The organism is Streptococcus oralis (genome assembly GCF_023109315.1).
In the GTDB taxonomy this organism is placed as follows: domain Bacteria; phylum Bacillota; class Bacilli; order Lactobacillales; family Streptococcaceae; genus Streptococcus; species Streptococcus oralis_BS.
This window is the reverse complement of record NZ_JALDUF010000003.1, coordinates 147,696-169,984: the sequence shown is the minus strand read 5'-3', so window position 1 is coordinate 169,984 and position 22,289 is coordinate 147,696. Positions and strand designations below refer to the sequence as shown.

The 22,289-nt window shown below is 38.0% G+C and carries 28 protein-coding genes, 1 tRNA gene and 1 riboswitch; of the genes, 25 read left to right on the top strand and 4 right to left on the bottom strand.

What is annotated here, in order from left to right:
• Positions 1 to 10 precede the first annotated feature (10 nt).
• Complete coding sequence (gene mscL, locus M1F74_RS05450; RefSeq protein ID WP_009730112.1) at positions 11 to 388, bottom strand: large conductance mechanosensitive channel protein MscL; 378 nt, start codon at positions 386 to 388, stop codon at positions 11 to 13.
• Between the two features lie 63 nt (positions 389 to 451).
• Positions 452 to 904, bottom strand: coding sequence for a GtrA family protein (locus M1F74_RS05445; protein WP_009730113.1), 453 nt, complete (start codon positions 902 to 904; stop codon positions 452 to 454).
• A gap of 28 nt (positions 905 to 932) precedes the next feature.
• A riboswitch (PreQ1 riboswitch) is annotated at positions 933 to 1,029 on the top strand.
• On the opposite strand from M1F74_RS05445, the gene M1F74_RS05440 reads away from it, so the two are divergent.
• The 4 genes from M1F74_RS05440 (at position 1,027) to dapA (ending at position 4,122) form a co-directional block, all read left to right on the top strand.
• Positions 1,027 to 1,536, top strand: coding sequence for a QueT transporter family protein (locus M1F74_RS05440; RefSeq protein ID WP_000793849.1), 510 nt, complete (start codon positions 1,027 to 1,029; stop codon positions 1,534 to 1,536). (Overlaps the previous riboswitch by 3 nt.)
• 105 nt (positions 1,537 to 1,641) lie before the next feature.
• Positions 1,642 to 1,714: transfer RNA gene (locus M1F74_RS05435), tRNA-Thr, on the top strand.
• Positions 1,715 to 2,053: 339 nt separating this feature from the next.
• Complete coding sequence (locus M1F74_RS05430) at positions 2,054 to 3,130, top strand: aspartate-semialdehyde dehydrogenase (RefSeq protein WP_009730114.1); 1,077 nt, start codon at positions 2,054 to 2,056, stop codon at positions 3,128 to 3,130.
• A 56-nt stretch (positions 3,131 to 3,186) separates the two neighbouring features.
• Positions 3,187 to 4,122 (top strand): 4-hydroxy-tetrahydrodipicolinate synthase, encoded by a 936-nt coding sequence (gene dapA, locus M1F74_RS05425; RefSeq protein ID WP_000121604.1) that lies wholly within the window; start codon positions 3,187 to 3,189, stop codon positions 4,120 to 4,122.
• Positions 4,123 to 4,168: 46 nt separating this feature from the next.
• Here the strand turns inward: dapA and mnmE are convergent, their stop codons facing one another.
• Both mnmE and M1F74_RS05415 read right to left on the bottom strand, forming a co-directional pair.
• Positions 4,169 to 5,542 carry a tRNA uridine-5-carboxymethylaminomethyl(34) synthesis GTPase MnmE gene (gene mnmE, locus M1F74_RS05420; protein ID WP_247946531.1) on the bottom strand — a complete coding sequence of 458 codons (1,374 nt, stop codon included), beginning with the start codon at positions 5,540 to 5,542 and terminating at the stop codon, positions 4,169 to 4,171.
• 134 nt (positions 5,543 to 5,676) lie between these two features.
• Positions 5,677 to 5,859: a 4-oxalocrotonate tautomerase gene (locus tag M1F74_RS05415; protein WP_001117394.1), complete on the bottom strand. Its 183-nt coding sequence runs from the start codon at positions 5,857 to 5,859 to the stop codon at positions 5,677 to 5,679.
• Between the two features lie 122 nt (positions 5,860 to 5,981).
• On the opposite strand from M1F74_RS05415, the gene M1F74_RS05410 reads away from it, so the two are divergent.
• From M1F74_RS05410 to M1F74_RS05315, 21 genes are all read left to right on the top strand, one after another.
• Positions 5,982 to 6,572, top strand: coding sequence for a thymidine kinase (locus tag M1F74_RS05410; RefSeq protein ID WP_084875245.1), 591 nt, complete (start codon positions 5,982 to 5,984; stop codon positions 6,570 to 6,572).
• Complete coding sequence (gene prfA / locus M1F74_RS05405; RefSeq protein ID WP_001028815.1) at positions 6,569 to 7,648, top strand: peptide chain release factor 1; 1,080 nt, start codon at positions 6,569 to 6,571, stop codon at positions 7,646 to 7,648. Before M1F74_RS05410 ends, prfA begins: the two co-directional genes overlap by 4 nt.
• Complete coding sequence (gene prmC / locus M1F74_RS05400; protein WP_247946530.1) at positions 7,648 to 8,484, top strand: peptide chain release factor N(5)-glutamine methyltransferase; 837 nt, start codon at positions 7,648 to 7,650, stop codon at positions 8,482 to 8,484. The genes prfA and prmC overlap by 1 nt, the downstream gene beginning before the upstream one ends.
• The gene (locus M1F74_RS05395) at positions 8,468 to 9,070 is read left to right on the top strand and encodes an L-threonylcarbamoyladenylate synthase (RefSeq protein WP_084873038.1); all 603 of its coding nucleotides are present in this window, start codon (positions 8,468 to 8,470) and stop codon (positions 9,068 to 9,070) included. The genes prmC and M1F74_RS05395 overlap by 17 nt, the downstream gene beginning before the upstream one ends.
• A 1-nt stretch (position 9,071) precedes the next feature.
• Positions 9,072 to 9,503, top strand: coding sequence for a GNAT family N-acetyltransferase (locus M1F74_RS05390; protein WP_247946529.1), 432 nt, complete (start codon positions 9,072 to 9,074; stop codon positions 9,501 to 9,503).
• Between the two features lie 58 nt (positions 9,504 to 9,561).
• Positions 9,562 to 10,818, top strand: coding sequence for a serine hydroxymethyltransferase (gene glyA / locus M1F74_RS05385; protein ID WP_247946528.1), 1,257 nt, complete (start codon positions 9,562 to 9,564; stop codon positions 10,816 to 10,818).
• Positions 10,819 to 10,825: 7 nt separating this feature from the next.
• Entirely contained in the window at positions 10,826 to 11,800 is a 975-nt protein-coding gene (locus M1F74_RS05380; protein ID WP_247946527.1) for a nucleoid-associated protein, read from the top strand.
• Positions 11,800 to 12,414 carry a lysozyme family protein gene (locus M1F74_RS05375; RefSeq protein ID WP_247946526.1) on the top strand — a complete coding sequence of 205 codons (615 nt, stop codon included), beginning with the start codon at positions 11,800 to 11,802 and terminating at the stop codon, positions 12,412 to 12,414. The genes M1F74_RS05380 and M1F74_RS05375 overlap by 1 nt, the downstream gene beginning before the upstream one ends.
• 74 nt (positions 12,415 to 12,488) lie before the next feature.
• Positions 12,489 to 13,463: a DUF1002 domain-containing protein gene (locus M1F74_RS05370; RefSeq protein ID WP_247946525.1), complete on the top strand. Its 975-nt coding sequence runs from the start codon at positions 12,489 to 12,491 to the stop codon at positions 13,461 to 13,463.
• 74 nt (positions 13,464 to 13,537) lie between these two features.
• Positions 13,538 to 14,896, top strand: a complete 1,359-nt coding sequence (rlmD, locus tag M1F74_RS05365; protein ID WP_247946524.1) for a 23S rRNA (uracil(1939)-C(5))-methyltransferase RlmD — start codon at positions 13,538 to 13,540, stop codon at positions 14,894 to 14,896.
• Between the two features lie 320 nt (positions 14,897 to 15,216).
• Entirely contained in the window at positions 15,217 to 15,306 is a 90-nt protein-coding gene (locus tag M1F74_RS10160; protein ID WP_432654177.1) for a recombinase zinc beta ribbon domain-containing protein, read from the top strand.
• Positions 15,307 to 15,357: 51 nt separating this feature from the next.
• The gene (locus tag M1F74_RS10155) at positions 15,358 to 15,609 is read left to right on the top strand and encodes a site-specific recombinase resolvase (RefSeq protein WP_432654176.1); all 252 of its coding nucleotides are present in this window, start codon (positions 15,358 to 15,360) and stop codon (positions 15,607 to 15,609) included.
• A gap of 102 nt (positions 15,610 to 15,711) precedes the next feature.
• The gene (locus M1F74_RS05355) at positions 15,712 to 16,923 is read left to right on the top strand and encodes a hypothetical protein (RefSeq protein WP_247946523.1); all 1,212 of its coding nucleotides are present in this window, start codon (positions 15,712 to 15,714) and stop codon (positions 16,921 to 16,923) included.
• A 165-nt stretch (positions 16,924 to 17,088) separates the two neighbouring features.
• Complete coding sequence (locus tag M1F74_RS05350) at positions 17,089 to 17,277, top strand: hypothetical protein (RefSeq protein WP_000179769.1); 189 nt, start codon at positions 17,089 to 17,091, stop codon at positions 17,275 to 17,277.
• A gap of 62 nt (positions 17,278 to 17,339) precedes the next feature.
• Entirely contained in the window at positions 17,340 to 18,104 is a 765-nt protein-coding gene (locus M1F74_RS05345) for an ATP-grasp domain-containing protein (RefSeq protein ID WP_247946522.1), read from the top strand.
• 132 nt (positions 18,105 to 18,236) lie between these two features.
• Positions 18,237 to 18,917, top strand: coding sequence for a hypothetical protein (locus M1F74_RS05340; RefSeq protein ID WP_247946521.1), 681 nt, complete (start codon positions 18,237 to 18,239; stop codon positions 18,915 to 18,917).
• A 671-nt stretch (positions 18,918 to 19,588) separates the two neighbouring features.
• Positions 19,589 to 19,975 (top strand): hypothetical protein, encoded by a 387-nt coding sequence (locus tag M1F74_RS05335; RefSeq protein WP_247946520.1) that lies wholly within the window; start codon positions 19,589 to 19,591, stop codon positions 19,973 to 19,975.
• The gene (locus M1F74_RS05330) at positions 19,965 to 20,297 is read left to right on the top strand and encodes a hypothetical protein (RefSeq protein WP_247946519.1); all 333 of its coding nucleotides are present in this window, start codon (positions 19,965 to 19,967) and stop codon (positions 20,295 to 20,297) included. Before M1F74_RS05335 ends, M1F74_RS05330 begins: the two co-directional genes overlap by 11 nt.
• Positions 20,298 to 20,617: 320 nt before the next feature.
• On the top strand, positions 20,618 to 21,424 hold the full coding sequence (locus M1F74_RS05325; protein ID WP_247946518.1) for an alpha/beta fold hydrolase: 807 nt from the start codon (positions 20,618 to 20,620) through the stop codon (positions 21,422 to 21,424).
• A gap of 11 nt (positions 21,425 to 21,435) precedes the next feature.
• Positions 21,436 to 21,564 carry an ADP-ribosylglycohydrolase gene (locus tag M1F74_RS05320; protein ID WP_096407254.1) on the top strand — a complete coding sequence of 43 codons (129 nt, stop codon included), beginning with the start codon at positions 21,436 to 21,438 and terminating at the stop codon, positions 21,562 to 21,564.
• A 104-nt stretch (positions 21,565 to 21,668) separates the two neighbouring features.
• Positions 21,669 to 22,286 (top strand): SAP domain-containing protein, encoded by a 618-nt coding sequence (locus M1F74_RS05315; RefSeq protein WP_247946517.1) that lies wholly within the window; start codon positions 21,669 to 21,671, stop codon positions 22,284 to 22,286.
• Positions 22,287 to 22,289 lie beyond the last annotated feature (3 nt).

Below are 22,289 nucleotides of genomic sequence, written 5' to 3'. Positions count from 1 at the left end.
TTTTAATCGATTATTTTTTCTCAAGAAGAGCTTTGATTTCTTGAAGTACTTCAAGTTCAGTTGGCTTTTTCTCTTCTTCTTTTTCCTCTTCTTTCTTAGTAAGACTTTGTGCTTTTTCCATACCTTTAATAACGAAGAATAGAACAGTACCAACTACAAGGAAGTTGATAACAGCACTCAAGAAGTTACCGTACGCAACACCGTTCCATGAAAGTTCAGCAATACGTTCGATTTTTGCTGCTTTCAAAGCAGGATTCAATAGAAGTGGAGTGATGATATCATTAACAAATGAAGTAACGATTGCACCAAAAGCAGAGGCAATAATCACACCGACAGCAAGGTCAACAACATTACCACGAAGCAAAAATGCTTTAAGATCCTTTAACATTTTCATAAATTCCTTTCCAAAATTTCATTCTTATTATATCCTAAAACCGAACGAATTGCGAGATTAATGTTTTAGAGATGAATAGCCCTTTTTAAAAATGTAGATTTTGCTGATAATATAGTTTAAGATAATGATTAATATCTGCGCCAAGATAGTCTCAATAGTATTAATCCTATCTAAATTCTGTTCGACAAACTGACCAATAATATTAGGATAAGATGTAACGAAGATATAAGTTAAAAGTACGTCCAGCCCAAGGGTAGAGAGACGAGCTAAGAAAAATTTAGCCAAACGGATTGCCCAATTCTTTCTTTCTTGTTTAAATACAAAAGTATCATTAGTGATAAAGGCAAAAAGAATACCGATAATATTAGCTAGAGCCGTAGCTAGAAGCTCTTGATGAGTTATTTGATAGATAGCTAAACGTGATAGGATTGAGACTAAAGTAGTGGCTCCTCCAAAGAAGAGATAAGCTAGAATCTCATTGTCAAAAAAATTTTGAATCAATTTTCTCATGGTTTTAGTATAGCATAAAGTCATATATTGTGCTATACTGGTAAGGTTGATTCAATCAACCCTTGGTGCTTAGCTTCTTTCACCAAGCATATTTTACGCGGGAAACCGCCAAAGGAGAAAACATGAAAAATTTAACTGTTCGTGACATGGCAGATATTGCTATTGTTGCTGCTATCTATGTGGTTTTGACCATTACTCCACCACTAAATGCTATTAGCTACGGTGCTTACCAGTTCCGTATTTCTGAGATGATGAATTTTCTAGCCTTTTACAACCCTAAATACATCATTGGTGTGACGATTGGCTGTATGATTGCAAATTTCTTTAGCTTTGGTCTGATAGATGTCTTTGTTGGAGGGGGATCTACCCTAGTCTTTTTAAGTTTAGGTGTCTGGCTCCTTAGCAAGTACAAAAAGGACTTTTTGTTTAATGGCTTGATTCGAAAAGATCATTTCTTCTTTTCAATCCTATTCTCTATTTCAATGATTACCATTGCAGCAGAACTTCATATCGTTGCTGAAGCTCCATTCTTCTTTACTTGGTTTACTACAGGGATTGGAGAGTTTGCTTCGCTTATCGTTGGTGCAATCCTAATCGGAAAACTGGGACAGCGAATCGACCTTACAAAATAAGAAGTTTATAAGCTAGATTCTTGCTAGATCTAGCTTTTTTCATTCTAGAAAATTAAAAGAGAGCGCTTGACAAGAGCATAGAACTATAGTATACTTTTTAGGTAAGCTGATTTAGCTCAGTTGGCAGAGCGCATCCATGGTAAGGATGAGGTCGCCGGTTCAATCCCGGCAATTAGCATTAGATAGACAGGAAAACTCTTGATATTCAAGAGTTTTTTATATTTACCTCGCGTAAGCCTTGACAAAGTCAGCAAAGCATCGTAGAATAAAACCTGCGATGAGTCGATAGGTAGTCTTCGGACTACTATTGAGCATAAGGAGGTCATAACGCAGGAGCGGACCTTGGTGAGTTGTGTGAACCAGCTCATCACATGAAGATGCCTCTTAGTCCCTAGTCAATGGCTAGGGATTTTTAATTTTCAGAAAATAGAACCCAAAAATACTTTTCAATTTTTAGAAAAAGTAGTATAATACTTCTATTATAGAAATTTTTAGAAAATTCCGAAAGAGGTTATTTATGGGATATACAGTTGCTGTAGTCGGCGCGACAGGTGCTGTCGGAGCTCAGATGATAAAAATGTTGGAAGAATCAACACTTCCAATCGATAAAATTCGTTATCTTGCTTCTGCACGTTCAGCAGGCAAAACTTTGAAATTTAAAAACCAAGATATTACGATTGAAGAAACAACTGAGACAGCTTTTGAGGGTGTTGATATTGCACTCTTCTCAGCAGGTGGTTCGACATCTGCCAAGTATGCACCATACGCAGTGAAAGCTGGAGCAGTAGTAGTTGATAATACATCTTACTTCCGTCAAAATCCAGATGTACCCTTGGTTGTGCCAGAAGTAAACGCTCATGCACTTGATGCTCACAACGGAATTATTGCCTGCCCTAACTGTTCAACGATCCAAATGATGGTGGCTCTTGAGCCTGTTCGTCAAAAATGGGGCTTGGATCGTATCATTGTTTCAACTTACCAAGCCGTTTCAGGTGCTGGTATGGGAGCGATTCTTGAGACACAACGTGAACTTCGTGAAGTCTTGAATGATGGTGTGAACCCACGTGATTTACATGCCGAAATCTTGCCTTCAGGTGGTGACAAGAAACATTATCCTATCGCCTTCAATGCTCTTCCACAAATCGATGTCTTCACTGACAATGATTACACTTACGAAGAGATGAAGATGACCAAGGAAACCAAGAAAATCATGGAAGATGATAGCATCGCAGTGTCTGCAACCTGTGTGCGTATTCCAGTCTTGTCAGCTCACTCTGAGTCTGTTTACATCGAAACAAAAGAAGTGGCTCCAATCGAAGAAGTGAAAGCAGCTATTGCAGCCTTCCCAGGTGCCGTTCTTGAAGATGATGTAGCGCACCAAATCTATCCTCAAGCCGTCAACGCAGTTGGTTCACGAGATACCTTTGTTGGTCGTATCCGTAAAGACTTGGATGCTGAAAAAGGAATTCACATGTGGGTTGTTTCAGACAACCTTCTTAAAGGTGCTGCTTGGAACTCTGTACAGATCGCAGAAACGCTTCACGAACGTGGCTTGGTTCGTCCAACAGCGGAGTTGAAATTTGAATTAAAATAGTCATATCGTTTAGGAGTTCAGATGAACTCCTTCTTTGAAATAGAGAGGTGTTTCTCATGTCTTATCAAGATTTAAAAGAGTGTAAAATCATCACAGCCTTTATTACCCCTTTTCATGAGGATGGTTCCATCAACTTTGACGCCATTCCAGCCTTGATTGAGCATTTATTGGCCCATCACACAGACGGCATTCTTCTAGCTGGAACGACTGCTGAGAGTCCGACCTTGACCCACGATGAGGAGTTGGAACTCTTTGCCGCTGTACAAAAGATTGTTAATGGACGTGTTCCTTTGATTGCGGGTGTAGGTACCAATGATACGCGTGACTCGATCGAGTTTGTCAAAGAAGTAGCAGACTTTGGTGGCTTCGCTGCTGGACTTGCTATCGTACCATACTACAACAAACCTTCTCAAGAAGGCATGTATCAGCACTTTAAAGCTATTGCAGATGCTTCTGACTTGCCTATTATCATCTATAACATTCCAGGGCGTGTAGTTGTGGAATTAACTCCAGAAACCATGCTTCGTTTGGCTGATCATCCAAATATTATCGGTGTCAAAGAATGTACGAGCTTGGCCAATATGGCTTACTTGATTGAGCACAAACCAGAAGAGTTCTTGGTCTATACTGGTGAGGATGGAGATGCTTTCCATGCTATGAACCTTGGTGCAGATGGGGTTATTTCTGTTGCCTCTCATACAAATGGAGATGAAATGCACGAGATGTTGACTGCTATTGCAGAAAGCGATATGAAGAAAGCTGCAGCTATTCAACGTAAATTCATTCCTAAAGTCAATGCCCTCTTCTCTTATCCAAGTCCTGCTCCAGTTAAGGCTGTTCTTAACTATATGGGATTTGAAGCTGGACCAACTCGATTACCTCTAGTTCCAGCACCAGAAGAAGATGCCAAACGCATTATCAAAGTTGTCGTAGATGGCGACTACGAAGCAACTAAGGCAACCGTAACAGGCGTCCTTAGACCAGATTACTAATAAAGACAATAAAATCCATGACCGCAAGAACGATCATGGATTTTTATTATTTTCCTAAACAGAATTGGCTAAAGAGTTGGGTGATGAGTTCATCAGGTGCGGCATCTCCGGTAATTTCACCGAGGATTTCCCAAGTACGGGTCAAGTCAACTTGAAGCAAATCAACTGGCATCCCCAGTTCCAGACCTTGGTTAACAGCTTGTAGGCTTTCAACGGCCTTTTCAATCAAGGAAATATGACGGGCGTTAGATAAGTAAGTAGCATCTTGCTCAACCAAACCAGCATTTTCAAAGAAGAGATCGTTAATACGCTCTTCAATCTTATCAATATTTTGGTTTTTAAGAACTGAAATACGAATGATATCTTCAGGGAGTTCTGAAGTTTCAATCGCTTCTGGCAGATCAGTTTTGTTAAGCAGAATAATGCGATTAGTATCTTGGCTGATTTCTAAGAGTTGTCTGTCTTGTGTTGTTAGTGGTTCACTAGCATTTAGCACTAGTAGTACCAAGTCAGCTTCCTTGAGGGCTTTTCTCGAACGCTCAACACCGATTTGTTCAACGATATCATCTGTTTCCCGGATACCAGCTGTATCAATCAATTTGAGAGGTACACCATTGATGTTGACGTATTCTTCGATGACATCACGGGTGGTACCAGCGATATCCGTTACAATAGCCTTATCTTCACGCAGGAGATTATTGAGAAGACTGGATTTCCCAACGTTGGGGCGTCCGATGATAGCAGTGGAAATTCCTTCGCGAAGGATCTTACCGCGACGAGCTGTTCGAAGGAGATTGGTTAGCAATTGTTCAAACTCCATAGTCTTCTCGCGGATAACAGCAGTAGTAGCTTCCTCAACATCATCATACTCAGGATAGTCGATATTGACTTCAACTTGGGCAAGTGTATTGAGGATTTCTTGGCGAGTATTATTAATGAGGTCAGAAAGAGAACCGTCCAATTGTTTGACTGCAATATTCATAGCTTTGTCTGTCTTGGCACGGATGATGTCCATCACTGCTTCGGCTTGTGTCAAGTCCACACGACCGTTTAGAAAGGCACGTTTGGTAAATTCACCAGGTTCTGCCAACCGAGCTCCTTCACGGATAGCCAGTTGGAGAATTTCATTGGTCACCGCAATCCCACCGTGGGTGTTAATCTCGATAATATCCTCACGAGTGAAGGTCTTTGGAGATTTCATAGCTCCAACCATAACCTCATCCATGACCTTACCAGTTTGAGGGTCAACGATGTGACCGTAGTTGAGGGTATGGCTTGCAACCTTGCTCAAGTCTTTTCCTTTAAAAATCTTTTGCGCAATGGCAAAACTGTCAGTTCCGCTCAAACGGACAATACCAATGGCCCCTTCACCTAGTGGAGTAGAGATAGCAGCGATGGTATCAAATTCACGTGTAATCATACTAATTCCTTTTGTAATTCTTTTCTTAGGATATGTATCCAAACATCTCTTCAAATTGTAACAAATTTAGGTTATTTCTTCAATGGATGCTACTTGGAGATTGAAAAAGCCTAAGCAATTCTGCTTAAGCTAGCTTATTTGGTGCGCATTTCCCCTTGTGGGAAGTAAGTTCCTTCTGGCATGTCGTTGATGATGACATGAACGGCTGATTGAGGTGCTCCAGTATTACGGACAACAGCTTCCGTAACTTCCTTAGCAAGAGCTTTCTTTTGATCAAGCGTGCGTCCTTCAAATAAATCGATGCGTACAAATGGCATAATAGCTTCCTCCAGTAGTTTTTGATTTCTTCTATTTTACCACATTTTGCCGTTTAAAGCTTCAGAAAATTATGATATACTAGAATGTAGCAAAAATTTAGAAATGGACGTGAAATAGAAGCATGGCACAGTTGTATTATCGTTATGGGACCATGAACTCTGGTAAGACGATTGAGATTCTCAAGGTGGCCTATAACTACGAGGAGCAAGGAAAGGGAGTTGTGATTATGACTTCGGCTCTGGATACGCGTGACGGTGTTGGCTATGTGTCGAGTCGAATCGGCATGAAACGCCCAGCTATTGCGATTGAGGAAACGACGGATATCTTTGGTTATATCCGAGACTTACCTGAAAAACCTTACTGTGTGTTGGTCGATGAGGCCCAGTTTCTCAAGCGTCACCACGTTTACGATCTAGCTCGTGTTGTTGATGAGCTAGATATACCTGTCATGGCTTTTGGTTTGAAAAATGACTTTCGCAATGACTTGTTCGAAGGTTCAAAATACCTCTTGCTCTTAGCAGACAAGATTGAAGAAATCAAGACCATCTGTCAGTACTGTAAGAAAAAGGCGACTATGGTGTTGCGTACGCACGATGGTGTGCCAGTCTATGATGGCGAACAAATTCAAATTGGTGGCAATGAAACCTATATCTCAGTATGCCGTAAACATTATTTTGCCCCTGAAATCAATAAGGAGAATAAAGAAAAATGAACATCTATGATCAACTACAAGCTGTAGAAGACCGTTATGAAGAATTAGGAGAATTGCTGAGTGACCCTGATGTCGTTTCAGACACCAAACGTTTCATGGAGCTTTCAAAAGAAGAGGCTTCAACTCGTGACACAGTAACAGCCTACCGTGAGTACAAACAAGTCCTTCAAAACATCGTTGATGCTGAGGAGATGATTAAGGAATCAGGCGGAGATGCGGACTTGGAAGAAATGGCCAAGCAGGAACTCAAAGATGCTAAGGCAGAAAAAGAAGAATACGAAGAAAAACTAAAAATCTTGCTCCTTCCAAAGGATCCAAATGACGACAAGAATATTATCCTTGAAATTCGGGGAGCAGCGGGTGGTGACGAAGCGGCGCTTTTCGCTGGAGATTTGCTAACCATGTACCAAAAGTATGCTGAAGCCCAAGGTTGGCGCTTTGAAGTCATGGAAGCTTCTATGAACGGTGTCGGTGGTTTCAAAGAAGTGGTTGCTATGGTTTCTGGTCAGTCTGTATACTCTAAACTCAAGTATGAGTCTGGAGCCCACCGTGTTCAACGTGTCCCTGTGACAGAAAGTCAAGGCCGTGTTCATACCTCGACAGCGACAGTTCTAGTCATGCCTGAAGTGGAAGAAGTAGAGTACGATATTGATCCAAAAGACCTTCGTGTTGATATCTACCACGCATCAGGTGCTGGTGGACAGAACGTCAATAAGGTTGCGACTGCCGTTCGTATCGTTCACTTGCCAACCAATATCAAGGTTGAGATGCAGGAAGAACGTACCCAGCAGAAAAACCGTGAGAAAGCCATGAAGATCATCCGTGCCCGTGTTGCTGACCATTTTGCTCAGATTGCTCAAGATGAACAAGACGCTGAACGTAAGTCTACTATCGGTACTGGTGACCGTTCTGAACGTATCCGTACTTATAACTTCCCACAAAACCGTGTCACAGACCACCGTATTGGCTTGACTCTCCAAAAACTAGATACCATTTTGTCTGGTAAATTGGATGAAGTTGTGGATGCCTTGGTTCTTTATGACCAAACACAAAAATTAGAAGAATTAAACAAATAATGAAATTAGCTCAATTATTTTCAGATTTTGAAGAAGAGTTGATAAGACAAGGAGAGGAAGCAGAAAGCCTCTCTTTTGTCTATCGTAGCCTGAAAAATCTCTCGTTTACAGATTTCGTTTTTGCTCTGCAACAGGAAGTAACGGAAGAGGAAGAAGTATTTGTAGAAGAAATTTTCCAGCAGTTAGCGGCCCACAAACCGGCACAGTACATCATTGGTCACGCAGATTTTTTTGGAATGCAGTTAAAAGTAGATGAGCGGGTTTTGATTCCTCGTCCAGAAACAGAAGAGTTGGTGGAACTCATCCTAGCCGAAAATCTTGAGACGAACCTTTCAGTTCTTGATATCGGAACAGGTAGTGGCGCCATAGCTCTTGGATTAGCAAAAAACAGACCAGATTGGTCAGTGACAGCAGCAGATATTTCCCAAGATGCCTTAGAGGTTGCATCAGAGAATGCTAGAAATCAAAATCTTAATATATTTTTTAAAAAATCTGATTGTTTTGCAGAAATTTCTGAAAAATATGATATAATTGTATCCAATCCACCCTATATCTCTCGTGAAGATGAGTCAGAGGTTGGTTTGAATGTTTTACATTCGGAGCCTCATCTAGCTCTCTTTGCAGATGAGAATGGCCTAGCTATTTACCGTAGAATTGCGGAAGATGCAAAAGACTATCTCACAGATGGTGGTAAGATTTACCTTGAAATTGGATACAGGCAAGGTCAAAGTGTTCCTGCGCTTTTTAAGAAACATTTTCCTGAAAAACGAGCACGAATACTCAAGGACCAATTTGGTCAAGATAGGATGGTTGTAGTTGATGATGGACAGGATTAGACAAGAGTTAGAAAAGGGCGGAGCTGTTGTTCTACCAACTGAGACAGTTTATGGCCTCTTTGCTAAGGCCTTAGACGAAAAAGCTGTCGACCATGTTTACCAACTCAAACGTCGTCCCAGAGATAAGGCACTCAATCTTAATGTCGCTTCTCTAGAGGACATCTTACACTTTTCAAAGAATCAGCCAACTTATCTAGAAAAACTTGTAGAGACCTTTTTACCAGGTCCCTTGACCATTATCCTCGAAGCCAATGACCGAGTTCCCTATTGGGTCAATTCTGGTCTTGCAACGGTGGGATTTCGGATGCCGAGTCACCCCATTACACTTGATTTGATTCGAGAGACAGGACCCTTGATTGGGCCGTCTGCCAATATCTCGGGTCAGGCGAGTGGAGTGACCTTTGCTCAAATTCTAGAGGATTTTGATCAAGAGGTTCTGGGTCTGGAGGACGACGCTTTTCTAACTGGACAGGATTCGACTATTTTGGATTTGTCTGGAGACAAGGTGAAAATCTTACGCCAGGGGGCGATTAAACGAGAAGATATTCTTGCTCGGTTGCCAGAGATTTCTTTTGAGGAGGAATGAGATGCTCAGAGATTTGCAAGAAACAGATGTGAATGCTATATGTGAGATTAACAAAGAGGCTTTGGGCTACTCTTTTAGTCCAGAGGACACAGCTAGTCAACTAGCTAGACTGTCTCAGGATTCCCATCATTTCCTACTTGGTTATGAGGATGCAGCTAGTCATATCTTGCTTGGATATGTCCATGCTGAAGTTTATGAATCCCTCTATTCCAAAGCAGGATTTAATATCTTAGGCTTAGCAGTTTCGCCTCAAGTACAAGGGCAAGGTATCGGTAAAAGCTTACTGCAAGGGTTGGAGGAAGAAGCAAAAAGACGTGGCTATGAGTTTATCCGCTTAAACTCTGCTGATCATCGTCTGGGAGCTCATGCATTTTATGAAAAAGTTGGCTATACTTGTGATAAAGTGCAGAAACGGTTTATTCGCATCTTTTAGTTTATTTTCTTATTGGAAACAAACTAAAGGACCAGTTACACTATAAAGGAGAAGACCTATGATTTTTGACAAAGATGATTTTAAAGCATATGATGCTGATCTCTGGAATGCTATTGCCAAAGAAGAAGAACGCCAACAAAACAACATTGAGTTGATTGCTTCGGAAAACGTAGTTTCCAAGGCTGTTATGGCAGCTCAAGGGTCTATCTTGACGAATAAATACGCCGAAGGCTACCCAGGACGTCGTTACTATGGTGGAACTGATGTAGTAGACGTGGTAGAAACTCTAGCTCTTGAACGTGCAAAAGAGATTTTCGGTGCTAAATTCGCCAATGTTCAACCTCACTCAGGAAGCCAAGCTAACTGTGCGGCTTATATGGCCTTGATCGAGCCAGGTGATACCGTTATGGGGATGGATTTGGCAGCAGGTGGACACTTGACCCACGGGGCTCCTGTAAGCTTCTCTGGTCAAACCTACAACTTTGTTTCTTATAGTGTGGATCCTGAAACAGAACTCTTGGACTTTGATGCTATCTTGAAACAAGCTCAAGAAGTAAAACCAAAACTAATCGTAGCAGGTGCTTCAGCCTATTCTCAAATTATCGACTTTTCAAAATTCCGTGAAATCGCAGACGCTGTTGGGGCTAAGCTCATGGTGGACATGGCTCATATCGCTGGTTTGGTTGCAGCTGGTCTACATCCGAGTCCAGTGCCAGACGCTCATATCACGACAACAACGACCCACAAAACTCTTCGTGGACCTCGTGGTGGCTTGATCTTGACAAATGATGAGGATCTAGCTAAGAAAATCAACTCAGCTATTTTCCCTGGTATTCAAGGTGGTCCTTTGGAGCATGTTGTGGCGGCTAAGGCGGTTTCCTTCAAAGAAGTTTTGGATCCAGCCTTCAAGGAATATGCTGCTAATGTCATCAAAAACAGCAAAGCTATGGTTGAAGTCTTCTTGCAAGACCCTGATTTTCGTATCATTTCTGGTGGTACTGAAAATCACCTCTTCCTAGTGGATGTCACTAAGGTTGTTGAAAACGGAAAAGTTGCTCAAAACTTGCTGGATGAAGTCAATATTACCCTAAATAAAAACTCAATTCCATACGAAACCTTGTCACCATTCAAGACAAGTGGGATTCGTATCGGATCTGCAGCCATCACTGCACGTGGATTTGGTGAAGAAGAAAGCCGTAAAGTGGCTGAACTCATCATTAAAACTCTTAAAAATGCAGAAAATGAGGCTGTCTTAGAAGAAGTGAGAAGCGCAGTCAAAGAATTGACAGATGCCTTCCCATTATATGAGGACTAATACTTTTATGGACATTTATATTAAGAAAGCCATTATCCATCAGTTCAGCCCGGATGATACCGAGCTGTTTCTAGCGGATAAGTTTCTCAATATCACTCCAAAAATCGAAGAATACCTACGTAAAAAAATCGAACGTGTGTATTCAGATGAAGCCAAGACTGGGATTTTCGAAGAAGAAAATCCCTTCTTCAATCACATCACAGATGATTTGTTGGAGACATCAGTAACACTGGCTAATCTCTGGAAAGAGGAGTTTAGCATTTCTGAAAATCTCAAGACCAATGACTTGGTTTTTGTTCAGTTTTCTAAAGAAGGCGTTGAACATTTCGCTTTCTTGCGAATTGCTCTACGTGAGACCTTGACCCACCTCGGTGGAGAAGTTGATAACCCAATCAAGCTGACTCAGAATAACCTGCCTGGATTTGGAACAGGAGCTGACGAGGCCTTGGTGGTTAATCTTCAAAGTCGCAAGTACCATCTCATCGAAAAACGCATCAAGTACAATGGGACTTTTTTGAACTATTTTTCAGAAAATCTTCTTGCTGTCGCTCCTAAGATTTCTCCCAAGAAATCCATCAAGGAATTAGAAAAAACAGCCCAGAGAATTGCAGAGTCCTTTAACACGGATGATTTTCAGTTTCAATCCAAGGTCAAATCAGCTATTTTCAACAATCTGGAAGAAAGCAATGAGTTGTCGCCTGAAAAATTGGCTAACGACCTTTTTGATAACAACCTGACAGCTCGTCTAAGTTTTATCGACCAAGTCAAGGAAGTTGTTCCAGAACCAGTCCAGTTTGATGAAATTGATGCCAGTCGTCAGCTCAAGAAATTTGAAAATCAAAAACTTTCCTTGTCAAACGGAATCGAACTCATCGTTCCCAATAACGTCTATCAAGATGCGGAGTCTGTTGAGTTTATTCAAAATGACAATGGAACCTATTCTATCTTAATCAAAAATATTGAGGATATTCAAAGTAAATAATGTTTAAATTTATACGAAGAATGCTAGTGCTAGCAGTCTTCCTTTTTGCTGGTTATAAAGTTTACCGAGTTCACCAAGACGTCAAGCAAGTCATGACTTATCAACCTATGGTTCGAGAAATCTTGAGTGAAAAAGATACTCCAGCCAATGAAGAGCTTGTGCTCGCCATGATTTATACCGAAACGAAGGGAAAAGAGCGGGACGTCATGCAGTCTAGTGAGTCTGCTAGTGGTACAACCAATACCATTGATGATAATGCCTCTAGTATTCGACAAGGAATTCAAACTCTTACAGATAACCTTTATCTTGCTCAAAACAAAGGAGTGGATGTCTGGACAGCCGTTCAAGCCTATAATTTTGGACCTGCCTATATCGATTTTATCGCTCAAAATGGCAAGGAAAACACCCTAGCACTGGCCAAACAGTACTCTCGTGATACTGTTGCTCCCTTGCTTGGTAATACCACTGGAAAGACCTATAGTTATATTCACCCTATTTCTATCTTTCACGGAGCTGAACTCTATGTAAATGGTGGAAACTATTACTATTCTAGACAGGTACAACTAAACCTTTATATCATCAAATGTTTCACTTTCTTTTCAACATCTGGCTAGACCAGGTGTTTTTTGCTATAAGTTTTCTTTAAGATTGTTTTATTACCCTAGAAAGGTAAAGGAGGGAATATCCCATGAGAAAGAAATTCTTTCTAACAAGTGCTGCAGTTTTGTGGGCCGCAACAGCTATGACGAGCGTCCACGCAGCAACCGATGTTCAAAAAGTAATCGATGAAACCTATGTACAACCTGAATATGTGCTTGGTTCTTCACTAACTGAAAACCAAAAAAATCAAACTCTTAGCAAGCTTGGCTATGACGCATCCAAAGACACCAAAGATATCAAAACAATGACACCTGATATCTATTCGAAAATCATGAATGTGGCTAATGATGCCAGTCTACAACTCTATTCGTCGGCCAAGATTCAAAAGCTGGGGGACAAATCACCTCTAGAGGTCAAGATTGAAACGCCTGAAAATATCACCAAGGTGACGCAGGATATGTACCGTAATGCAGCAGTGACCTTGGGAGTTGAGCATGCCAAAATCACAGTTGCAGCTCCTATACCAGTTACAGGTGAGAGCGCCCTAGCTGGGATTTACTACTCGTTAGAGGCCAATGGTGCTAAAGTACCGCAAGCCAATAAAGACTTGGCCCAAGAGGAGCTAAAAGCCTTGTCCGATATCAATGCTGAAAGCAAGGACAAGTCAGGTTATGATGCTAATAAGCTCAATGCGGCTATGACAGATATCAAGGCAGGACTAGCCAAAGCTAAAGAAAGCAAGGGAAATCTGACAGAAGAAGATGTTCGCAAAATCGTTGAAGACACGCTAAAAAACTACAAACTCGATCAGGTTATAACAGGAAACCAGGTCAATATCATCATCAATTTTGCGCTCAATCTCTCAAAGAGTGACATTTTGAACAATGCTGATTTCACCAAAACCCTAAATGATCTCAAACAAAGCATCGTTTCCCAAGCTGGAGATAGTTTTAAAAATATCAATCTCAACTTTGATGCCAATAAAGCGCTAGAAGAGGGGGGCAACTTCTTTAGCTCTCTTTGGCAAGCCATTGTCAACTTCTTCAAGAGTTTTGGTGCTTAGGTCATTTCATGATATAATAGATGGTAACAGAAATGTTGCCGTCTTTTTTTGTCGGCCGATAGAAAGTGAAAAATATGCTAAAGAAAAATGATATTGTAGAAGTTGAAATTGTTGATTTGACCCATGAAGGGGCAGGAGTTGCCAAGGTAGATGGTTTGGTTTTCTTTGTAGAGAATGCTCTACCAACTGAAAAAATCCTCATGCGTGTCCTTAAAGTCACTAAAAAGATTGGCTTTGGAAAGGTTGAAGAATACCTTATTCAGTCACCTCATCGTAATCAAGACCTCGACCTAGCTTATCTACGATCAGGTATCGCTGACTTGGGGCATCTTGCCTACCCAGAGCAGCTCAAGTTTAAAACCAAGCAAGTCAAAAATAGTCTCTATAAGATTGCTGGTATTACAGATGTAGAGATCGCTGAAACGCTGGGTATGGAAAATCCAGTCAAGTATCGAAATAAGGCGCAAGTTCCAGTTCGTCGTGTCAATGGCGTCTTGGAAACTGGCTTTTTCCGTAAGAATTCCCATAATCTCATGCCACTAGAAGATTTCTTTATCCAAGATCCGGTGATCGATCAAGTTGTAGTAGCTCTACGAGACCTGCTCCGTCGTTATGATTTGAAACCTTATGATGAAAAGGAACAGTCTGGCTTGATTCGCAATCTCGTTGTCCGTCGTGGTCATTACTCAGGACAAATCATGGTTATTTTGGTAACCACTCGTCCGAAAGTTTTCCGTGTTGAGCAATTGATTGGACAACTAATCAAGCAATTCCCAGAGATTGTCTCTGTCATGCAAAATATCAACGACCAAAATACCAATGCTATTTTCGGCAAGAACTGGCGTACTCTTTATGGTCAAGACTACATTACCGACCAAATGTTGGGAAATGACTTTCAAATATCTGGACCAGCCTTCTATCAGGTTAATACTGAAATGGCAGAGAAACTCTACCAGACAGCCATTAACTTTGCAGAATTAAAAGAAGATGATGTGGTTATCGATGCCTACTCAGGAATTGGAACCATTGGATTATCAGTCGCTAAGCATGTCAAAGAAGTCTACGGTGTTGAAGTTATTCCTGAAGCGGTTGAGAATAGCAAAAAGAATGCGGCAATCAACGGGATTGCCAACGCCCACTATGTATGTGACACAGCTGAAAATGCCATGAAGAATTGGCTCAAGGAAGGAATCCAGCCAAGTCTTATCCTAGTGGATCCACCAAGAAAAGGCCTCACCGAGAGCTTTATCAAGGCAAGCAGTCAAACAGGAGCAGACCGCATTGCTTATATCTCCTGCAATGTTGCAACTATGGCGCGTGATATCAAACTCTACCAAGAATTGGGATACGAGTTGAAGAAAGTCCAGCCGGTGGATCTTTTTCCGCAAACGCACCATGTTGAGTGTGTAAGTTTGCTAGAGAAACGTAACTAATCCTTAAAAGGTTCCCCGAACCTTTTGAGTTCCTCAGACGCATCATGTTGAGTGTGTAGCTTCGCTTGTAAAAGAGTAAAAACCTTGTAACGAAAGGGGTTAAGAAAAGCCTTGCTATCAAGGTTTTTTGTTATAAAAGGGGTAAGTATCAGAGTGAAAGAATTTTTAGTGTGAGTAGAAGTGATAGCTAGAAATTATCTAATCCTATTTTTATTTACCCTGTGAGTACGTGTTTGTTTTCATTGAAAAGGGGTTTTAGGGGAAAGAAACATAACTAGCGTCCATGAATAAATTATTGAAATGCTTCTTTTACTACCAATATTTTCTGTTCCGAATGTGGTTCAGCATTTGGTAGGAAAAATTGGACTACAAGTCGAGGTAAACGTAAGGTATGGCAGTGTAATAATTGATATAGGATTAAAGGGCAGATTGGATATTTAAACAACCATATCGATGAGGAAATGCTCGAGAAAGCTTTTATAAAAGCAGTTGGACTGCTTCAAGAACATAGATCTGATGTGGTAGCTAAGTGGCAAAAGCTAGAGCAAGAAGCAAATTTTCTCCTTAAGCACTATGCCAAGCAGATGTATCAGATACTAGATTTAGATAAATTTGATGGAGTTATCATGAATCAAGTTCTCGACCACATCAGTATTTCAGAAGTTAGACAAATTGTAATAACTTTCCTTGAAGGAACTGTGGTAGATTTATAAGAGACCGCGACTGGGAAGTTTCAGTCTTTTTCGGGTTTTAGTGGTATAATAAACATAAGATAATTTCATTTTTTATAAATGATAATTAAGATGGAGGATTTTATGCTAAAATTTTTTCAGGATGAGTCGTTTCATGATTTGAAAATAAAACAAAAAGAAGGAGAACTGAACTTTGAAATACTTGATGCTTCACCATATTTTATAAATATTTTTTTAGGTTTTAGTGAACAGACTTATCAAAATATTGAAGAATTATATTTAATGTGGGAGGAAACTAATAAGAAATTCTTAGGAATAGTAAATGGTGCGGAATTTAAAGGTGAATCTATTAAGGCCAAAAACTATAAATTTGGCCTGGCATCCATGGATTTGAAGTATATCAAATTTTATAATTATCTATTCAGTTTACTTATTAACTACGACATGGTTCTTCAAATATCAACAACAAATAAATTAGAATTAATTATAGTCAACGTTTTTAAGCATATTATTTCTGAATTTGAAATTAGAAATGGTAATTATGAGTTGCAGAAGTTTCTCTATTCTTTTATAAAAATTTTAGATAGACATAGAACAACTAAGTTAGTTAAACTAATATTTGCTCCTGAAACCGATAGTGCTAATATACTATCTGAAATTCAATCAATATTAAATAATATTATTAAAGAGGGAAAAGATGTACCACATCTATTTCTTGAGGTAAAGACTGCGGAACAGCTCAAATTAATTCTAGAGGAGTTTTCTTTTTCTATCACAACTTTTGAAAGCTACAATTGGGATTATAGTTGGTCATTTGATGGACTAAGGAGATTGTTGGATGAAATACATATCCCAGATGAAGATATTGTATTATTTTTAGATGGGAAGAGTTGGAGAACGGAGGGAATGTTCAAGGCAGCAATAGAAAGATTTTGTTTTGCTGAAACACTTCGAGAAGAATCGGAAAATCATGTTGGGATTAGGATTGCTGATTTTTTATCAAATTTTATAGGTCGTATAATTAGAAATCTTGATTTAGATATTAGGACAGCTGATATTACAAAATTGACTTATATTGATGAAGAGTGGTTCAACGTAAGAAAAGAAGGATTTGAATGTTATAAATTATTAGGTAGTGTACTTAGGACACGCCAGAATATATATTGGACAACTCAAGTTGGTATCTATTTCGATACTGCAATTTTATTTTATAAATTTATAGATTATTTTTGTGATTTCAAAGATTATGAATCATATCGACATATTTCTAATAGAGAACATACAGAAACACTGAACGAGATAGTAAAGTATGCTTTATCAAGTCGCTTAAATTAAGTGCTATGCTTTTTACTTCTTAAAAACTATAGTTGGGATTTTTAATTATCAAAGATTTAAAGTTAATGTGATAAAAAGCCACCGCTTTTTTAAACTAATGTAATATAAAAAAATCAATTGACATTAGTGTTACACCTGTGATAGAATTAACTTGAGGTGAAGAAAATGGCAACTGATAAAAATAGAATAATGATTAGCTTGGATGATAAAAATCTAGAGAAACTTGAAAATTTAGTAGAAGATGCTAGAGATAGAAGAGGAATGCGACTAACAAAGTCCCAGGTTATTGAATTACTCCTAAATACCGTTGATTATTTCGATGATATTATGGGAGCTATTTACTCAAAAAAATAACAGCAAAAATGCTATTATTTTTTTACAAATTGGTGCAACACTAGTGATATAGGAGTGATAAAATGGTTGTTTATATTAGACAAAGTAAATTACCAAGTGAGGTTTCAATTAATAAATACAATGCTCAAGTAGGTGCCTACTTACAAGGAGAAGAGGTTATTTTATATCAATCTTTTTCTGAAATAAAACAGTTAACAAGTGAAGATATAGTTGTAGATTATGTAACGGGGACTAGAGCATTACTAAAAATGATGGGATTAAACGTTCCGGTTTATGACTATCCTATTGAGCTTAAAGAGTTTTATGGTCGAAAGATTTATGAAGGTGTTTTGGGAGAGATTGTAAATATACCTGATAATTGGGGAAAATTTATTAAGCCTAAAGCTGGTTCAAAAGTCTTTACTGGAAGAGTTGTTAACGGAACCCGTGATTTGATAGGTATTGGTTTACCTTTTGACTATCCTATATGGATTAGTGAGGTTGTAGCATTCATAGCAGAATGGCGTTGTTTTGTGTTAGATGGTCGCGTATTAGATGTTCGCCCCTACACAGGTGATTATCATGCACAATTTGATCCTAGTGTAATTGATGAAGCCATATCATGTTGGAAAGATGCTCCAATAGCTTATGGACTAGATATTGGTGTTACTAGTGATGGGAGGACACTTGTTGTTGAAGTAAATGATGGTTATGCATTGGGAAATTATGGCCTACCTCCTTTAAACTCAATCAATTTTCATAAAGCTAGATGGAAAGAAATGGTAAAACCTTATTTTGAAAAAAACTATGTTTTTACTATGCCTGAAAATGAAAATATAAGTTTCTAAAAGGAACAGAAGTAAACCTATGATTAACTGCAACTAGTAAGTTGCAGTTTTTTATTTTGAATAATGATATAATAGGATAAGAAAATAATGAAAACGCTATACATTTTAAAGTTGATTAGGAAAGTAGAAAGTATGAAAACAATTGATATGATTATTAAATCATCAACTGAATTTTATAACGATTTAAAAGCTGATGAACATGATAGATATCGTTCATGGGAGCATTGTTATTCACATTTTATGACAGCTCGAAATGAGAATGATGTAAATCTTGATTACCTGAGTTTACAACTTGCATTTTATTTAGCAAGTTGGGGGATGTATCGAGGTTCTTCATTCTTATTACAAAAGGATTATAGAGTACATATACCTGTAGTAAGAGAAATCTTAAGCAATAAATATGATTCTCTAGCAGGAATAGAATGTAAAGATTTTAAAAATGAAACTAACCAAAAATTGCTAAAGGAAATAAATGAATTTATTGCTAATTATTATGATGTAATCAGGCGTGAAGTGAGAGGTTCCGCACTAAAAAATAACTTATCAGATACACTAATCACAAAGATACTGATGGGCACACTTGGTTGTGTTCCGGCATATGATAGATATTTTGTTACTGGAATAAGATCACAAAAGATTGCAAGTGGAACCTATAACATTAAATCTATTTTACAATTAGTAGATTTTTATGAGAAAAACATAGAACAATTAGATTCAGTTCAAAAAAAATTTATTGTTGCTGATATGCTATATCCTCAAATGAAAATACTTGATATGGGATTTTGGCAGATTGGTTTTGATTTAGATAATTAAACTTAGATAATAAATATTTTTTCAAGCTATGTAAATTTAAAAGCCATAAAAACATAAAAAAGAATCAAACTTTCAGTGTTATATCGGTAGAAGAATATAGCCTTTAATCATATTATAGCACTACGTCAAAAAGCTTGTACCTAATTGTGTATCTGCCTATTTTATAACTGTTATACCATCTTTCTTGATATTTTTTAGCTAAAGTAAATTTAGGATTTTTTAAAAAAGATATAGTGAAAATTTTATGAATTCAACAAAACAGCTCATTGATATGGATTCTAATGAACTCTTAGGAATCGCTATGAAGAAAGAGTTTAAAGATTATTTTATACAATTCTTTACTTCCATTTATAATTTTGATTTGTATATTCGATGATTGCACATTAGAGATATATTAGATTTTTTCGTGAAAAAGGTTTTACTTTGGAAAACTTTTATATGACTTTGAAAAATCAAAATTACGATTCCAATCCTATAGTACTATATGACAAAAAATTATCACTTGAAAAAAATTTCTAATTTTCATATTTTACTAATGCAATTTTACGAGCATCAGCATATTAGTACCTTGAATAGTGATAGCTTGATCAATCAATAAAAACCTAATTATGGTTACAGCCTAGTTGCATATTTGTGGTATAATCATTTAAGAATAATAGATGAGGGCGTGTGTGAAAATGATAGATCAAAGAGAAGTTGTTTTTCAGACTACTGGTCACGGTGCTAGAGATATCAAGAAAAATAATGTAACTAGTAAAGAAATTGAGAAGATTATTTCTTTTTGTATACAAAAATCAGTTGGCAAACTTAGTAAGTTATCGATGCCAAACATAGAAAAATATGGACTAGATACAACTTTGTACCTAGTTAAGGTTGATCAGGTTGCAAGAGCAATCGTTTCTATTGATGATGATGCTCTTTTTAATCAAGAGATTATTACGTTATATGCTTTTTCGAGAGACCATGATATTAAAAAAATGATAAGAAATACATCAGAATCATTTTTCCAAGAGATAAAATCATACTTGGAAAGTGAGGTGAATCGATATGCAGATTAAGAAACTTGCGGATGATTATGGAGTAATTGCTGAATGTAGTAGAATTTTACCCAAAGAATATCATTCTGCTTTAATTGAAGCCATAGCAGAATTGGAAGATAATAATAATTACATTGCTAAAGATTTTCCTAAAACTAGATTACATAAAGTAACTGGTATTAAGTGGAATGTATATAGGGCAGATATTGATAAAATTTCAGGATGGAGACTTCATGTTAAATTTGGTCAAGATGATCAAAGGATTCATCTATGTCAAGTTGTTGAAGGGCAAAATCATGATGAGGTTGTTAAAGTAATTAAAAGGCAAAAGGAGCGGTTTTAAAAAAAAGATCTGTAAATATTGCCTAGCTATTTGAGTAGTAAATAGTTGCGTTCAATAATACAATCCCAAAGCCTAATTAAACTCTTCCGTTCTATAATATAGATGCTTGCTAGCACCGCATGTCGAGTGTGCTAGCTTGTTAGAGAAACATAGTTAATCCTTCATTTTAGGGTGAGAGGCTTCAAAGCTCCAGTGGAGCTTTGAACTCCCAGAACCTTTTGAGTTCTACAGACGCATCATGTTAAGGCGGTATCACTGCTTGTACGAGCTGATTAAACATGGGTGTAGCTAGTGAAAGTCCTACAGTAAGGAGTTTAAACATGAAATTCCATGAATTTGGTGATAAGAATTTGCCTCCTATTTTACTGATACATGGTGGTGGAAGTTCTTGGTGGAATTATCTTCGTCAAGCACGAATCTTGTCAGAAGAATATCGTATAATTCTACCCACTTTGAATGGCCACGGCGAGGAATATCAACTTGATTATGTTTCTACTGAAGATTCTGCTTTGGAGATTCTAGACTATATCAAAGCAAACTGTGATGGGAAATTGTTTGCAATCGGTGGTGTTTCACTTGGTGGTCAAATTGCCATGGAGCTTTTGTCTTTAGACAGTGAAATTGCTAAGAAGGCCATCATAGACGGAAGCCTCTGTATTCCTCAACCAAGGTTAGCTAAAATCAGCATCTTTCTAGTGTCTCTATTTGGTAAGTTGATGTTCAATAAATTCTCTTGCAAACTTCAGTTAAGCATGATGAACAAACTCTATCCTAAACTGACTTATCCAGAGGAAATAAAAGCTTATTATTTGGAAGATTTGCCAAGGACGCCTGTCAAAACATTGGTGACAATTTACAAAAACTATATGGGATGTTACAAGCTGAAAGATATGATTTCTGCTAGCAAGGCTCAGGTTCTGTATATCTATGGTGAAAAAGAATTGAACTGTGTGAAAGAATCAGCGAAATTATTTCATCAGCTACATTCAAATACAATTTTGTATGAAGCAAAGGGGTATAACCACGGTTATTTATCAGCTTACCTGCCTTATGAGTGGATTGATTTGGTGGTGCCATTTTTAAAGAGTGATTCATTAGAAATGTGTAACGAATCTGAAATGCCATAAGGAGGAAACGGATGCTAGGAGCAATTATTGGAGATATTGTAGGTTCAGTTTACGAATGGAACAATATCAAAACGAAGGATTTTCCTTTATTTCGTGAGGATTGTTTTTTCACGGATGATACGGTAAGTCCGAACCGCTGAGTGTGTGAGTTTGTTAGTGAAACGTTGCTAATCCTCAAAATAAAGAAGCCAAAATTCCATTATTTTGAGATGAAAACCTAAACTGTTTTTAAGGAGGTGTTATATTGATAGAGAGTAGACCTGGGTTTGATAAAATCACATCCTTTGATGAATTTAATAAATACTATTGGTATCGTGATGAACTCTCACAGATATGCAAGTCATTAGGACTTGAAAATAGAGGTACAAAACAAGAACTCAATCATATTATTGAGCAGTACTTTAAGGGCAATTTGATTAAAAAATCATCAGTAAAAAGGAAAAAGAAACGAGTAGAAGTCGTTACCTTAGATACGCCCTTGCTTGAATGCGGGTTCTCCTTTAACGCACACTTTAGAGAATATTTCTCAACTTTAACAGGTGTTTCCCCCTTTAAATTTACTGCTGATATGGCCACTGCTTGGAGAAAAGTAAAAAGAGAACATGATTTAAGTTTTACCATTCAAGATATGTTAAAAGTTTATTATGGAAATTCAGATTATGCCAAGTATGATCATTCGGTTTGTCAATGGAATCAGTTTTTAAAGGATTTCTGTGCAGACGAAAATAGTGGTAACTACTCGAATAAACTAAAAGTAGCTTCTATTCTTTGGAAAGAAGTTCGAGACTCAAAGAAAGAAAAAGTTTATTCAAAAAAACTTTTGACTGAATATGCTGATAGAATAGACGAGTATGAAAAGTAGAAA

Excerpts from the sequence above, each read along its gene's own strand:
- mscL (WP_009730112.1), bottom strand. The coding sequence starts at position 388 with ATGTTAAAGGATCTTAAAGCATTTTTGCTTCGTGGTAATGTTGTTGAC.
- M1F74_RS05445 (WP_009730113.1), bottom strand. The coding sequence starts at position 904 with ATGAGAAAATTGATTCAAAATTTTTTTGACAATGAGATTCTAGCTTAT.
- M1F74_RS05440 (WP_000793849.1), top strand. The coding sequence starts at position 1,027 with ATGAAAAATTTAACTGTTCGTGACATGGCAGATATTGCTATTGTTGCT.
- M1F74_RS05430 (WP_009730114.1), top strand. The coding sequence starts at position 2,054 with ATGGGATATACAGTTGCTGTAGTCGGCGCGACAGGTGCTGTCGGAGCT.
- dapA (WP_000121604.1), top strand. The coding sequence starts at position 3,187 with ATGTCTTATCAAGATTTAAAAGAGTGTAAAATCATCACAGCCTTTATT.
- mnmE (WP_247946531.1), bottom strand. The coding sequence starts at position 5,542 with ATGATTACACGTGAATTTGATACCATCGCTGCTATCTCTACTCCACTA.
- M1F74_RS05415 (WP_001117394.1), bottom strand. The coding sequence starts at position 5,859 with ATGCCATTTGTACGCATCGATTTATTTGAAGGACGCACGCTTGATCAA.
- M1F74_RS05410 (WP_084875245.1), top strand. The coding sequence starts at position 5,982 with ATGGCACAGTTGTATTATCGTTATGGGACCATGAACTCTGGTAAGACG.
- prfA (WP_001028815.1), top strand. The coding sequence starts at position 6,569 with ATGAACATCTATGATCAACTACAAGCTGTAGAAGACCGTTATGAAGAA.
- prmC (WP_247946530.1), top strand. The coding sequence starts at position 7,648 with ATGAAATTAGCTCAATTATTTTCAGATTTTGAAGAAGAGTTGATAAGA.
- M1F74_RS05395 (WP_084873038.1), top strand. The coding sequence starts at position 8,468 with ATGATGGACAGGATTAGACAAGAGTTAGAAAAGGGCGGAGCTGTTGTT.
- M1F74_RS05390 (WP_247946529.1), top strand. The coding sequence starts at position 9,072 with ATGCTCAGAGATTTGCAAGAAACAGATGTGAATGCTATATGTGAGATT.
- glyA (WP_247946528.1), top strand. The coding sequence starts at position 9,562 with ATGATTTTTGACAAAGATGATTTTAAAGCATATGATGCTGATCTCTGG.
- M1F74_RS05380 (WP_247946527.1), top strand. The coding sequence starts at position 10,826 with ATGGACATTTATATTAAGAAAGCCATTATCCATCAGTTCAGCCCGGAT.
- M1F74_RS05375 (WP_247946526.1), top strand. The coding sequence starts at position 11,800 with ATGTTTAAATTTATACGAAGAATGCTAGTGCTAGCAGTCTTCCTTTTT.
- M1F74_RS05370 (WP_247946525.1), top strand. The coding sequence starts at position 12,489 with ATGAGAAAGAAATTCTTTCTAACAAGTGCTGCAGTTTTGTGGGCCGCA.
- rlmD (WP_247946524.1), top strand. The coding sequence starts at position 13,538 with ATGCTAAAGAAAAATGATATTGTAGAAGTTGAAATTGTTGATTTGACC.
- M1F74_RS10155 (WP_432654176.1), top strand. The coding sequence starts at position 15,358 with ATGCTCGAGAAAGCTTTTATAAAAGCAGTTGGACTGCTTCAAGAACAT.
- M1F74_RS05355 (WP_247946523.1), top strand. The coding sequence starts at position 15,712 with ATGCTAAAATTTTTTCAGGATGAGTCGTTTCATGATTTGAAAATAAAA.
- M1F74_RS05350 (WP_000179769.1), top strand. The coding sequence starts at position 17,089 with ATGGCAACTGATAAAAATAGAATAATGATTAGCTTGGATGATAAAAAT.
- M1F74_RS05345 (WP_247946522.1), top strand. The coding sequence starts at position 17,340 with ATGGTTGTTTATATTAGACAAAGTAAATTACCAAGTGAGGTTTCAATT.
- M1F74_RS05340 (WP_247946521.1), top strand. The coding sequence starts at position 18,237 with ATGAAAACAATTGATATGATTATTAAATCATCAACTGAATTTTATAAC.
- M1F74_RS05330 (WP_247946519.1), top strand. The coding sequence starts at position 19,965 with ATGCAGATTAAGAAACTTGCGGATGATTATGGAGTAATTGCTGAATGT.
- M1F74_RS05325 (WP_247946518.1), top strand. The coding sequence starts at position 20,618 with ATGAAATTCCATGAATTTGGTGATAAGAATTTGCCTCCTATTTTACTG.
- M1F74_RS05320 (WP_096407254.1), top strand. The coding sequence starts at position 21,436 with ATGCTAGGAGCAATTATTGGAGATATTGTAGGTTCAGTTTACGAATGG.